At 46.6% G+C, this 12,766-nt stretch carries 10 protein-coding genes; 5 read left to right on the forward strand and 5 right to left on the reverse strand.

What is annotated here, in order from left to right:
* The first annotated feature begins 93 nt into the window (after nucleotides 1–93).
* The 5 genes from rny (at nucleotide 94) to L0U88_RS15825 (ending at nucleotide 5,066) form a co-directional block, all read left to right on the forward strand.
* A complete protein-coding gene (rny, locus tag L0U88_RS15805) occupies nucleotides 94–1,659 on the forward strand; it encodes a ribonuclease Y (protein ID WP_234867057.1) in 1,566 nt (521 codons plus the stop codon).
* Nucleotides 1,660–1,732: 73 nt separating this feature from the next.
* Nucleotides 1,733–2,092, forward strand: coding sequence for a 50S ribosomal protein L19 (gene rplS / locus L0U88_RS15810; RefSeq protein WP_234867058.1), 360 nt, complete (start codon nucleotides 1,733–1,735; stop codon nucleotides 2,090–2,092).
* 107 nt (nucleotides 2,093–2,199) lie between these two features.
* Nucleotides 2,200–2,424, forward strand: coding sequence for a Sec-independent protein translocase subunit TatA/TatB (locus L0U88_RS15815; RefSeq protein ID WP_234867059.1), 225 nt, complete (start codon nucleotides 2,200–2,202; stop codon nucleotides 2,422–2,424).
* Between the two features lie 44 nt (nucleotides 2,425–2,468).
* Complete coding sequence (gene gatA, locus L0U88_RS15820) at nucleotides 2,469–3,899, forward strand: Asp-tRNA(Asn)/Glu-tRNA(Gln) amidotransferase subunit GatA (RefSeq protein WP_234867060.1); 1,431 nt, start codon at nucleotides 2,469–2,471, stop codon at nucleotides 3,897–3,899.
* An 81-nt stretch (nucleotides 3,900–3,980) separates the two neighbouring features.
* A complete protein-coding gene (locus L0U88_RS15825) occupies nucleotides 3,981–5,066 on the forward strand; it encodes a lytic transglycosylase domain-containing protein (RefSeq protein WP_234867061.1) in 1,086 nt (361 codons plus the stop codon).
* A 13-nt stretch (nucleotides 5,067–5,079) separates the two neighbouring features.
* On the opposite strand, the gene L0U88_RS15830 is transcribed toward L0U88_RS15825, so the two are convergent.
* From L0U88_RS15830 to L0U88_RS15850, 5 genes are all read right to left on the reverse strand, one after another.
* Entirely contained in the window at nucleotides 5,080–6,390 is a 1,311-nt protein-coding gene (locus L0U88_RS15830) for an anthranilate synthase component I family protein (protein ID WP_234867062.1), read from the reverse strand.
* Nucleotides 6,390–6,821 (reverse strand): hypothetical protein, encoded by a 432-nt coding sequence (locus tag L0U88_RS15835; protein ID WP_234867063.1) that lies wholly within the window; start codon nucleotides 6,819–6,821, stop codon nucleotides 6,390–6,392. Before L0U88_RS15835 ends, L0U88_RS15830 begins: the two co-directional genes overlap by 1 nt.
* 86 nt (nucleotides 6,822–6,907) lie before the next feature.
* Entirely contained in the window at nucleotides 6,908–8,170 is a 1,263-nt protein-coding gene (locus tag L0U88_RS15840) for an adenylosuccinate synthase (RefSeq protein WP_234867064.1), read from the reverse strand.
* A gap of 161 nt (nucleotides 8,171–8,331) precedes the next feature.
* A complete protein-coding gene (locus L0U88_RS15845) occupies nucleotides 8,332–9,738 on the reverse strand; it encodes a RagB/SusD family nutrient uptake outer membrane protein (RefSeq protein WP_234867065.1) in 1,407 nt (468 codons plus the stop codon).
* Between the two features lie 11 nt (nucleotides 9,739–9,749).
* Nucleotides 9,750–12,725, reverse strand: a complete 2,976-nt coding sequence (locus tag L0U88_RS15850) for a SusC/RagA family TonB-linked outer membrane protein (RefSeq protein WP_234867066.1) — start codon at nucleotides 12,723–12,725, stop codon at nucleotides 9,750–9,752.
* Between the last annotated feature and the right edge of the window lie 41 nt (nucleotides 12,726–12,766).

Genomic DNA, 12,766 nt, shown 5'->3' on the forward strand with positions numbered 1-12,766 from the left:
TTCGTATTTTCGCGAATTAGCGTCTTATTCAACCAGTTATGAGCGATAGACGACCGAAAGACACGATTGAAAAAAGATTAAAACAATCCATCAATGAACGAAACCATCATACTATTGATTGTTGCCATACTTGCACTAGTAGTGGGCATAGTGGCAGGAAAATTTATTTTTAAAGCAAATACTCAGCAAAAAATCCTCGATGCAGAAAACCAGGCACAGAAACTTGTAAAAGATGCACAATTACAGGCCGAGACCCTGAAAAAGGAAAAAATACTGGAGGCCAAGGAAAAATTCGTTCAACTAAAAGCAGAACACGACAAAGAAGTATTGGATCGGAATCGCAAACTCAGCGATCTTGAAAACAGGGCCAAGCAGAAAGAGGTAAGCATCAACCAGAAGGAGTCCAACCTGGACAAGCAGATTAAGGAAAATGAAGCGATTAAAGAAAATCTTAACCGCCAGATTGAGCTGGTAAACATCAAGCGCACCGAACTGGAAAAGCATCAGGAAGAACACATTCGCAGACTGGAAAAAATTGCCGGACTCACAGCAGATGAAGCAAAAGCGCAGTTGGTAGAAAGCCTTAAGAAGGAAGCCCAAACACAAGCTATTGCGGTGCAGCAGGAAATCATCGACGACGCGAAGCAAAAAGCCAATAAGGAAGCCCGTAAGATCATTATCCAGACAATCCAGCGGACCGCCGCTGAGCAGGCAATTGAAAACTCCATCACGGTTTTCAACCTGGAGAGTGATGAGATCAAAGGACAGATTATCGGTCGCGAAGGCCGTAATATCCGCGCCCTGGAAGCCGCAACCGGTGTAGACCTGATTGTGGATGACACCCCGGAAGCCATCATCCTGTCTTCCTTTGACCCACTGCGCAGGGAAATTGCCCGCCTGAGTTTACAGCGACTGGTAACAGATGGACGGATTCACCCGGCCCGTATTGAAGAGGTGGTGGAAAAAACCCGCCGTCAGATTGAGGAGCAGGTAATGGAAATCGGCGACCGTACCGTAATTGAACTTGGAATCCACGGCCTGCACAAAGAACTGGTTCGGATTGTAGGTAAAATGCGCTTCCGTTCTTCTTATGGCCAGAACCTGCTGATGCACAGCCGCGAAGTGGCAAATCTTTGTGCGATCATGGCTTCCGAACTGGGCATGAATCCTAAACTGGCAAAAAGAGCCGGACTTCTGCACGATATAGGTAAAGTTCCGGATGAGGAATCTGAACTGAGCCACGCCCTGCTGGGAGCTAAACTGGCTGAAAAATACGGTGAGAACCCGGCGGTTGTAAATGCCATCGGAGCCCACCACGATGAAATGGAAATGCAATACGTGATTTCTCCCATTGTACAGGCTTGTGACGCCATCAGCGGCGCTCGTCCCGGAGCCAGAAGGGAAATCATGCAGCAATACCTGCAGCGGATCAAGGATCTTGAAAATATGGCGATGGCTTATCAGGGTGTTGAAAAAGCCTATGCGATCCAGGCGGGTCGTGAGTTACGGGTAATTGTGGAAGCCGATAAGGTAACCGATGCCGATAGTGACCGCCTCAGCTTTGAAATTGCCCAGAAAATCCAGACCGAAATGACCTTCCCGGGTCAGATACGGGTAACAGTAATCCGGGAGAAGAGAGCGGTGAATGTAGCGAGGTAGCATTTTTTTATTTTACTTTTGAATATTCACAATCTTTCTCTTACCTTTGCCGTCCGATTAAAAAAAGAACGTCATGAACGCAGTAGCATTTGTTCACGAGCAATTAACCCCCAAAAGAGAATTTCCTAAATTCAAAGCGGGCGATAACGTGACTGTAAACTATAAAATTGTAGAAGGTAATAAGGAGCGTATCCAGAGCTTTAAAGGGGATGTGATCAAACGTCAGGGCCAGGGTACTACCCAAACCTTTACTGTTCGTAAGATTTCTGACGGCGTGGGAGTTGAAAGAACTTTCCCCCTGTTCAGCCCGAACATCGATTCTATCGCTGTTCACAAAGTAGGTAAAGTACGCAGAGCAAAACTTTATTTTCTGCGTGAGCGTAGTGGTAAGAGTGCTCGTATCAAGGAAAAGAAAATGGCAGTTGCTAAATAAGCAATACGCTTTAAACATAGTAAACCGCCTTTTGGCGGTTTTTTTTATGTTCAAATCTAATGCTGGTATAAAACCGTATCTTTACATACTACAAAATCAATCTTAGCATGTTAGTAGCTAATCAATTATTAATGATTTCGATGCCAGGGGGCAGTGAGTGGATCCTGATCATCCTGGTGGTATTGCTGTTATTTGGTGGAAGAAAGATTCCGGAACTGATGCGTGGGCTGGGCCGTGGTATCCGTGAGTTCAACGATGCAAAGAACAATGTGAAGGAAGAAATTGAACAGGGCATTAAAGAGAAAGATAAAACTACTTCTCCCCAGCAATAAGCGTTGGATTCCCGTTACGCAAGCGTTGAACCAAAGAAATTAGCGTGGCATTGTTTGTATTTGAATCGATAGCTCAATATCATAAGGAATTAAACGATGGCTCCACTACCTGTTTATCAGTAGTGGAGTTTTATTTGCAGCAAATCCGCCAGCAACAGCATCTGAATGCCTACATAGAAGTATTCGAAGCGGAGGCACTGGAACGGGCAGCACAACTCGACCGGAACAAACCCATCGAACAACCCTTTCCCCCTCTTTTTGGCGTTGTGGTGGGCATAAAAGATGTTTTATGTTATGAAGGCCATGTAGTTTCAGCCGCATCCCGAATGCTGGAATGTTTTAAAGCCCCCTATTCCGCAACCTGCATTGAGCGCCTCATGGAGGCAGGTGCTATCATCATTGGCCGATTGAATTGCGATGAATTTGCCATGGGATCATCCAATGAGAATTCCGCATTCGGTCCAACGCTTAATGCACTGGATAATGACCGGGTTCCCGGAGGCTCCTCTGGAGGATCTGCCGTTGCTGTGCAAGCCGGACTCTGTATGGTTAGCCTGGGTTCCGATACAGGAGGTTCTGTTCGCCAACCCGCTGACTTTACCGGTGTCTATGGCTTAAAACCCAGCTATGGCCGGATCAGCCGTTATGGCCTGATTGCCTATGCTTCATCATTCGACCAGGTAGGCATTTTTTCGAAAAACATCGAAGATGCAGCGCTTGTACTTGAAACCATTGCCGGTGCCGATGCATTTGATAGCACCAGCTCTCCTGTTCCGGTTCCAGCCTATTCAAAAGAACTTAAGGCACCAGAAAAGCCATACAAATTCGCTTATTTCCGGGATGCAGTAGAACATCCATCTCTGGATCCGGAAATCAAAGCTGCCCTGGTCAATAAATTCGAAGCACTGAAAACAGCAGGTCACCAGGTAGAGGCTGTCGAATTCCCACTACTGGATTATATTGTTCCTACCTATTATATCCTCACCACCGCAGAAGCTTCTTCCAACCTCTCCCGCTTTGACGGTGTTCGGTATGGCCACCGCAACAAGCAGCCGGTGGAGGATTTAGCAGATTTTTATGCACAAAACCGATCCGAAGGATTTGGTCCCGAAGTAAGGCGCCGCATCCTGCTTGGCAGCTTTGTACTGAGTGCCGGATACTACGATGCTTACTTTACCAAAGCCCAACAGGTAAGACGCCGCTTATTCGACCAAACACAATTGATATTCAAAGACTTTGATGCAATCTTAGGTCCAACAGCGCCAACTCCGGCCTTCCGTTTCGGCGAGAAAAAAGACGATCCGATCGCCATGTACCTCGGTGATATTTACACCGTTTTTGCCAATCTGACAGGCCTTCCAGCTATCTCCCTCCCAATTTTTTGGCACAGTAATGGCATGCCATTTAGCCTCCAGGTTATGACAAACCGATTCGAGGAGCTATCTTTGCTCCAGGTTTCAGCGTCACTGGTGTAGCAATTGTATCTGTCCATCCCTTGAAAATGCGCCAAAAATCTCTGTGAGAAACTGTTTTAGTTGTTAACCAAAGTCTGGAACATGAAACAATTTCTGTTGGCGGGATGCCTGTTCTTCGGTACCCAAACTAGTGGATTCGCCCAAAATGCGGATCAACCGATCGTACCTGAAAAAAACAATGCAGATACCACCCTTATAGATAAATCCGCTCAACCGGCTGTAGCATCAACGGCGGTCGAGATGGAAACCCCCTCCACTATCAGAAATCTTTTCGAAGAAACCGGCACTATTATCGGTTCTCCCAAACTGAATCCAAGAGCAGTGAGTTTTGTACAGGATTATGTTCAGTCCTATGGCAAATCCTTGCATGCCATGAAAGAATGGGCACTACCCTATTTCAATATGATTGATGGCATCATGGTACAATATGGCTTACCAAGGGAATTGAAGTACCTGGCTGTAATTGAATCCAAATTGAAATCAAACGCCGTATCCCATGCGGGGGCGGTTGGTCCCTGGCAGTTCATGCGGGGTACAGCCATCCGATTGGGACTGAAAGTGAATAAATCAGTTGATGAGCGCACCAACTATGTAAAAAGCACACACGCTGCAGCCAAATACCTTAAAGATCTTTATAAAATATATGGCGACTGGCTGTTGGTGATTGCTGCCTATAATGCAGGTCCGGGCAATGTACAGAAAGCTATTGCCCGCAGTGGCAGCCGTAATTTCTGGGATCTTCAGTACCACCTGCCTGCCGAAACCAGAAAACACGTAAAGAAATTTATTGGCACTCACTATGTGTTTGAAGGACAAGGCGGACTAACAACATTAACAAAAGCAGAAACCCGCGACCATTATGGTGATGGGTTGTACGCTTACATCAGGAAACTCACACAGGAAGAGGAAGCTTCTGCACGTTCCCAATCAGTTGCCGGAAAATATCAATCTGTAGTTATTGCCAAGCATATTTTGATGGACATAACCGATTTCAATCGTTACAATCCCGACTTTGATCGTGTTATGTCAACATCAGGCAATGCATATGAAATGAAATTACCGGCTGATAAAATGGAGTTATTCAATGCCCACAAATATTCCATACTTCAGGAATCTGTCCAGTTGCTACTTTCCTCCACCGCTGTCATGAGCAGTCCCGGCAAATAAATCAGAAGTCGGATTATCTTATTGGCTCTAATGCTTTACGGATGGCTGCCACTTTAAGCAGGCATTCCTCGTATTCCCTGGCTGCATCCGCGTACCAGGTAATGCCGGAGCCAACCTGGCAGGATAAATACCGGTCCTCCTGATTATACATGAGGCTCCGGATAACCACATTAAAATCAGCTCTACCATCCGGCGTACAATAACCTACTGCGCCGGAAAATATGCCCCGTTGAACCAGCTCATATTCCTCAATTAATTCAAGGACTCGCTTTTTGGGTGCTCCTGTCATGGATCCCATTGGAAAGATTGCCTGCAACACGTCCACCAGGTCAATACCCTCCTGCAATTGGCCGGATATGGTAGAGATCATTTGATGCACCTGGGGAAAACTGTAAATTCCAAAAAGTTCATCCACCTCGACCGTTCCTGGTTTACAGATCATGGACAGATCATTTCTCACCAGGTCAACCACCATCACATTTTCCGAACGTTCTTTTTCACTGGCTACAAGTTCTTCAGCGGAACGCGCATCTCTTTCCGGATCAGCATAGCGGGGAGCTGTTCCTTTGATGGGTTGCGACCAGATTTTTCCTCCTTCCATTTTAAAGAATCGTTCCGGGCTTGCACACATCAGATAGCGGTTTTCCCACCTGTAGAAAACAGAATAGGGATTGGGTGAAATTGAAACCAGTTTATTAAAAACAGCAATGGGATCGATGATTGCATTTTTCGCCCGGAACTCCTGGCAGAAATTGATTTCATAACAGTCACCCCGATGGATATGCGCTTTTAAAGCTTCCACTCTCCGGATGTAATCTTCAGCGCTCATAACGGCCTCAAGAGTTGCTGAAGGACCCTGAGTATCCAATTGACGCGGACTATCCATGAGCTGCCGGTAAACCAGCTCAGCCTCCATGGAATAACTACTGATCAACAAGTTATTTTCTCTTACCAGAACAAGTGTATCCGGAACAAAAAAACTGCAATCGGCAAATCCGATTGGATCAGGCAGTTGTGTAGAACTTTTTATGGTTTCCGCTTTCATGCCAAAACCAAGGTGGCCGAAAGTCCAGTCGGAATTCTCTTTCAAAAATAGACGGAGAGCAGGCAACGCGGTTCCTGCCTTTTCTGAGAATTTTTTCCATGAACCAGCTGCTAACAGGCATTCATAGCTGTGCAGGCTTTCCTGGTAACCATGATTGTCCATAAAGCAACAAATGTTGAACGGGTTGGCCCAGTTCAACATTTGCAATTTCAGTGCTGGCAGTTGTTCAATGGTGTAGACCCTGAATGTTCTGCCATGCAGCAATATTTCAGTTGACATTAGAAGTCGTCCTCTTCATCATCGAAACCGGAGTCATTGAAAAGATCAAGGTCTTTAAAGTCATCATCAAGACCCAGATCATCCTCTTCTTTACCAGGCTTCTTGGTTCCGGTACTCTTTTTGGTTTTTGATTTAGGCAGATCGAATTCCTCAAAATCAGGATCCCAATCGTCCTCTTCTTCTACTTTTTCCCAATCATCATCCTCCAGATCATCCGTATCTTCTTCCTCCTCCTCATCATCCTCGTCTTTTTTGGATTTCGCCGATTTGGATGCTTTCTTGGAAGCTTTTGGAGTTTCCTCCTCATCTTCCAGCTCATCCTCCTCGTCTTCCATTTTTTTCTTGGATTTTGAAGAAGTTTTCTTTACCGGCTCATCACTGGATGAAGCCTTCGGGGTAGTCTTTTTTTCCTTATCAGATTTAGCAGCCATAGCACAAAAGGGATTACATTGTAAATTTTCAGCGTTCTTGTTAAATAGCCAAATTTTCAACTAATAATTTTTAGCGCTCATCAGATTTACAAGGTAACAATCTGATCGCGACCAGGTCCGTTAGAAATATGACTAACGTCTGCACCTACAAACTTATTGATGAAGGAGACATATTCTTTCATGGATACAGGTAAATCCGCCGGATTTTTCAACTGACTGGTATCCTGGTTCCATCCTGCAAATGACTTCAGCACAGGTTTGATCTGGTGACGGGTCATCTGGAAAGGAATATAGGGCGTTTCCTTACCATCCACTTCATAAGCCGTACAAACCTGGAGTTCCTTGAATTGGTCCAAAACATCTGCCTTGGTCATAATTACTTTGGTAACACCATTAATCATGCAGGCATATTTCAGGGCTACCAGGTCAATCCATCCGCAACGGCGGGGACGTCCGGTAGTGGCACCAAATTCGTTGCCCAGTTTGCGCAATTCTTCGCCAGTTTCATCCATCAGTTCAGTTGGGAAAGGTCCGCTGCCTACACGTGTACAATAGGCTTTTGTTACCCCCATCACTTCACGGATTTTCTGCGGGGCCACACCCAGTCCATTACATACACCGGAGGTAGTAGTGTTGGAAGATGTAACAAAGGGGAAGGTTCCGAAATCAATATCCAGCATACTGCCCTGAGCGCCTTCTGCCAGTACTTTTTTACCGGCTGCCATTTGTTCGTTGATGAAATATTCTCCATTCACCACATTCAGGCTGCGCAGGAATTCAATTGCTTCAAAGAATTCTTCCTCCCATGCAGTGATATCTTCCTGGAAATTAAAATTATCCAGCAAACGCTGGTGTTTCAGCCGTAACCGAATATAGGAAGTGGTAAAGTTTTTATCGAGCAGATCTCCCACACGCAAACCGTTTCTACCGGTTTTATCCATATAGGCAGGACCAATACCTTTCAAGGTAGAGCCGATCTTATCGTTTCCTTTTTGCAATTCAGAAGCCTTATCCAATGCGCGATGTGTAGGCAGGATGAGGTGCGTGCGATGAGAGATAAACATATTCTTACGCACATCCACCCCAAAACTTTTTACCGTTTCACATTCTCTTTTCAGCGTTACGGGATCCAGCACCACACCATTGCCAATCAGGTTGATGGTATTTTCATGAAACACACCGGAAGGGATCTGGTGTAATACTACTTTTTTACCCTCCACATAGAGTGTATGTCCGGCGTTCGGGCCTCCCTGGAAGCGCGCGATGATATCGTATTGAGGAGCGAAATAATCAACGATTTTGCCCTTCCCTTCATCGCCCCACTGGAGGCCTAAAATTGCATCTACCATTTTTATAATTTGACTGCTTGCTTATAATCAGGCAGCAAAAATAGGTGGATCAGACTCAAATAAAAAACCTGATTCGGGAAATAAAAAAAGTCGGAAGAAATCCACCTTTCGGGATTCTTCCGACTACCAAATTATTAGTTCAACCAAAAACTCTTACCCGCTTATTGACAAGGGTTTACACTATCCCAATCGGCTTCGGCACGAGGTATGTGAAATTTTTCAAATACCGAATGCGAAGGTTTATCAAGCGGCAGGGCATTCAGCTTGTTGTAGCGCCGCATATCAAACCAACGATGCCCTTCCATGAACAGGGAATACCGGCGTTGGTGCAGCAGTTCATCTATCAGGGCGTTCTTGTTTCCGATAATACCCGGTTTGGCAGTGGCCAATGCAGCCAAACCATTTTGGGTGCGGATATAATCCAGCGCAGCAACTGCCGCCGCCAGTTCGTCTTTTTGCAGTTTTGCTTCCGCATACATCAGGATCAATTCTTCATTGCGAAGAAATTTAACCGGTGAAGTATTCGTAGCAAACATCTGTACCTCATGCGTCATGAGAGGATAATCCGGGGGTGCTGTAGCAGTGGTACGCTGCCGAACCCTTGCCGTTCCACCTTCTGCCATGCTGGCTCCGAAGACCCGTTTATCGCCCGCCTCTGCTTCAGGCACAAAATCAGACTGTACCAGAATCGGTGTACTGTTGTTTTCAATACTGCGCCAAATGGGATTGGTTTCATCACCCAGTATGGTAGAGTAAAGGAAAGAGGGTCCAACATTCAGGTCTCCGTTGAGGTCAAGAAACGACTGATTGAGGGTTGTTTCCAGGGTATTCCAATCCTGATGATATAAGGCAATGCGGGCTGCTACAGCACGATTGAATTGCTTGAATCCGCCAATGGTTGCAAGATCACCCCAGCCATCTACCATTGGGAAAGGAAACTCCGTAGTACCAGCCTGCTCCAGGGCAGCCAGGCCTTCATCTGCCAGGCCTTTCAGATAAGTAAGTGATTCAGTATAGTTCTTAAAACAACCCGGCTTCAGCAGATCGCCTTCTGTACTCAGATCCGAAAAGCTGGTCCGGATTCCATTGGAACCCATCATGTTCAGACAGTTCAGCATAACATAGGCCTGAACAGTTTTACCGAAACCTTTCGCGGCAGCTTTTTCAGCATCTGATAAAGCAGCGGTGTTGGTAGCAGACTGCAGCATGATTTCAGCCCGGCGACGGGTCTGGTTGAAATTGGAATACCAGCCATACATAATACCGGCAGCATCAAGTGGAATTTCCCCTTGCAGCTCGCGGTAATAGCGGCTTTCCGTCTGAGCAAAGTACACTACTTCACGACCGATGGAACCCGACCAGGTCCGAAAAGAGAATACACCATCACGCATAACCGACTGGACACCCACGCCCAACTGGCTGATCTGCTGCCGGGTGGCATTTCTCAATACCGATTCCTGGGTAGGTGCATTGGGGTTGGGAACATATTCCGTTTTGGTACAGGAACTCAATTGTACCGCTGCAAGGGCCAATACAAGCAACTGGCTTTTATAGATTCGTTTCATCATTACTATCAATTTTATAATCCGATATTGAGGTGAAAGAAATAGCGCTTGGCAAGCGGGAAGGGGGCCAGGTCAACACCGCCAGTTAGCGCACCACCGGCGTTACCCGTATTGAAGTTGGAAACTTCCGGGTCGTATCCGTAGTAATCGGTAATGGTTACCAGGTTCTGAGCAGAGAAGCCCAGTCGTACACTTTGCACCACTTTTCCAAAACCGGACTCCAGGAACTTCGCTGGAACAGTATAATAGAGACCTAATTCCCGAAGACGGATATAACTCGCGTCAAAAACGAAATTGGTGATCTCTGAACCCTGGCGTTCGATGCCCACCGGATCTCCGGATTTACCAATCGTGCTCCAGTCTTTGGTGGTTCCTCCTTCATCTTTCAACAAGCGGGTGAGGGAAGCATTGTAACCACCCTGACTGGTATGCCAAAGCATGTTGAAATCAAAGTTCTTCGCAAAGCGAATATTGTTATTCCAGCTCAACTGGAAATCAGGCTGGTAATCTTTGTAACGAACGGTATTTCCGGCTGTATCCAAACCCCACCACGCCGTGGGCGAAGTTCCGAGTGCTATTCGTTTTCTGCCATAGGTACCGAAGCCGGAACTAGCTACATAGGAGGGCGGAATCGCGAGACGGGTTACTTCTGTCCGGTTATTCCAGAACTGCACGGAACTGCTCCAGTCGAAGTTGGCACGTTTGATGATCTGTGCATTCAGGCCGATCTCTATACCCTTGTTTACAAGGTCTCCAACCGGGAACAGTTTGATGGAGGTTACACCGGTACCAGGTGCCAGCGTATAGGGATACAAAAAGTCTTTCACTTTCTTACTGTACCAGGTAGCTTCAAGGGTAATACGGTTTTGAAGGAATCCGAGATCCAGACCAAATTCGATTTCCTGTGCCCGTTCGGGATCAAGCGCACTCAGACCCAGTAAGGTAGGCGGTATGGATCCGAGTTCTCCCCCATAGTTTACCCCTACCAAATTGGAATACACTGCGTCAAAAGAAGGGAATCCGGATGCTTCACCATAGGCGGCACGTGGTTTCACCTGGGTAATGATGTTAGAATTCCAGAAACCGAAATTCGCCACATTGACGGCAACGGCAGCTCTTGGGTAATAATAATATTTGTCAAAATTGAGTCCGGACAAAGTTGACTTATCCGCTCTTACGCCAACCCGGCCAATGATCTTATCGTCCCAGTTCAATTCCTGGCTTGCATCAAAAGCTACCACACTACTACGGTTGATGATATTACCGGAAGTAACCCGCTGGGCAATACTGGGGTTACGCTGGGCCGGCAGCAGGCCTTCTCCCTGGATAAAGGATTGATCTGTCCGCTGATCATCACGAAGGAATACAAGACCCGTGGTGAGTTCCAGGTTATTACCGACGGTAGTGTTGAAATTGAGGCCCGCCTGCATGTAGGTATAGCGGGATTTATTTGTAGTCAGGCGAATGGCGCCTTTAAGTGCTGCTTCCCGCATCAGTTGCAGATCTTCCGGCAGATAAACGGTTGGCTCGGATACCAGGAAGTCAACACCACCGCGTATGCCTAACTTTAGGGTTGATTTACCCCTGGAAAGCAGCTTGATATTCATCTCACCTGAATTGAGAAAACGATTGGTTTTTTCAATATTCTCCGCACGATCAACAATTTCCATCGGGTTTTGAGCACGGCCCGGAATCAGAGGATAGGATCCATCCGGGCGACGAGCGATGTCCAGGAAATTCGGAATATAGGGCAGGTGGTACGTTAATGAAACGCCGTTGTTGTCATTTCCTGTAAAACTTCTGCTCGCATAGGAGTTGATGAAATTACTGCTCACTTTAAAATCAATCCGGTCAGTCAGCTTGTGATCCAGGTTCATACGGAAAGATTTCCGGGTATAGCCGGTTTTCTTCTGAATACCGGTTTCCCGCTGATAAGACCCTGCGATATAGTAACGGGTACGATCGTTTCCACCCGACACATTCAGGCTGGTGTTGTTGATCTTGCCGGTATGACCCCAGATCATTTTTTCATAATCCCAGGTACGGCCATTGGCAGCATCAAAGAGATCAAGTGCATCCTCTTCCGAAATATTGTAAGCGCCGCCATAGGTCTGGATTTTTTCTCTCGACCAGTTGGATGATCCCAGGAATTTACTGGCTTTGGTAAAACCTGCATCCTGGTTAATGGTAATACGTGCTTTACCGGTCTTACCTCTTTTGGTGGTAATTACGATCACTCCTGCACCCGCTCTTGAACCATAAATTGCAGAAGCGGAAGGCCCTTTCAGTACTTCCACACTTTCAATATCAGCCGGATTGATATCTGCAATCCTGTTGGGGGCCTGGTCCTGTGTACCGGCATCCAGGCTGGTGGCACCGGTAAATGCGCGGGTACCCGTTCCCGTTGCAAACTGATCGTTGTTAACAATAACACCATCTATTACGAATAGTGGTTGGGAAGAACCGGCAACGGTAGATACACCTCTTAAGCGTATACTCACGCCACCTCCGGGTGCACCAGAGTTAGCTGTGATTTGTGCGCCGGGAATCTTTCCACTGATTGCACCGTCCAGGGTAGGCGGACGAGTGGAACCAGTCAACTCTTTGGCACTGATTCTGGCCACCGAGTTGGCAGCATTTGATTTCTTGATGGTTGATGCCAATCCGGTTACTACTACTTCATTCAAATTGGAGTCATCCTCTTTCAATTGAATAAGCAGTTCTCCTGAACGGATGGAAACTACCTGGGTTTGAAATCCAACAAAGGATACTTCCAACCGGTTGGAGCCTGCAGGCACCGAGATGGTAAAATTTCCGTTTTCATCTGATTGGGTGGATTGTTGTGCGCCTCTCACCTGGACGGTAGCGCCCTGCAATGGGTTTCCTGCAGGATCTGTAATCCTGCCTTTCACAGTCTGCTGTGCAGCCGCCAGCAGTGGCAATACCAGTCCCAGCAGGACAGGCAGCCAGGTCCCGAAAAATCTTCTCATGAATTCATTTTGATTTGGTGTTTACAATGCCTCAACAATTA

The sequence above is a fragment of the Flavihumibacter fluminis genome, assembly GCF_021491375.1.
GTDB lineage: Bacteria > Bacteroidota > Bacteroidia > Chitinophagales > Chitinophagaceae > Flavihumibacter > Flavihumibacter fluminis.

What these genes read in the sequence shown, in the direction of transcription:
- L0U88_RS15850 (WP_234867066.1), bottom strand. Translation starts at nt 12,725, where the DNA reads ATGAGAAGATTTTTCGGGACCTGGCTGCCTGTCCTGCTGGGACTGGTA.
- rny (WP_234867057.1), top strand. Translation starts at nt 94, where the DNA reads ATGAACGAAACCATCATACTATTGATTGTTGCCATACTTGCACTAGTA.
- rplS (WP_234867058.1), top strand. Translation starts at nt 1,733, where the DNA reads ATGAACGCAGTAGCATTTGTTCACGAGCAATTAACCCCCAAAAGAGAA.
- L0U88_RS15830 (WP_234867062.1), bottom strand. Translation starts at nt 6,390, where the DNA reads ATGTCAACTGAAATATTGCTGCATGGCAGAACATTCAGGGTCTACACC.
- L0U88_RS15840 (WP_234867064.1), bottom strand. Translation starts at nt 8,170, where the DNA reads ATGGTAGATGCAATTTTAGGCCTCCAGTGGGGCGATGAAGGGAAGGGC.
- L0U88_RS15825 (WP_234867061.1), top strand. Translation starts at nt 3,981, where the DNA reads ATGAAACAATTTCTGTTGGCGGGATGCCTGTTCTTCGGTACCCAAACT.
- L0U88_RS15845 (WP_234867065.1), bottom strand. Translation starts at nt 9,738, where the DNA reads ATGATGAAACGAATCTATAAAAGCCAGTTGCTTGTATTGGCCCTTGCA.
- L0U88_RS15815 (WP_234867059.1), top strand. Translation starts at nt 2,200, where the DNA reads ATGTTAGTAGCTAATCAATTATTAATGATTTCGATGCCAGGGGGCAGT.
- L0U88_RS15835 (WP_234867063.1), bottom strand. Translation starts at nt 6,821, where the DNA reads ATGGCTGCTAAATCTGATAAGGAAAAAAAGACTACCCCGAAGGCTTCA.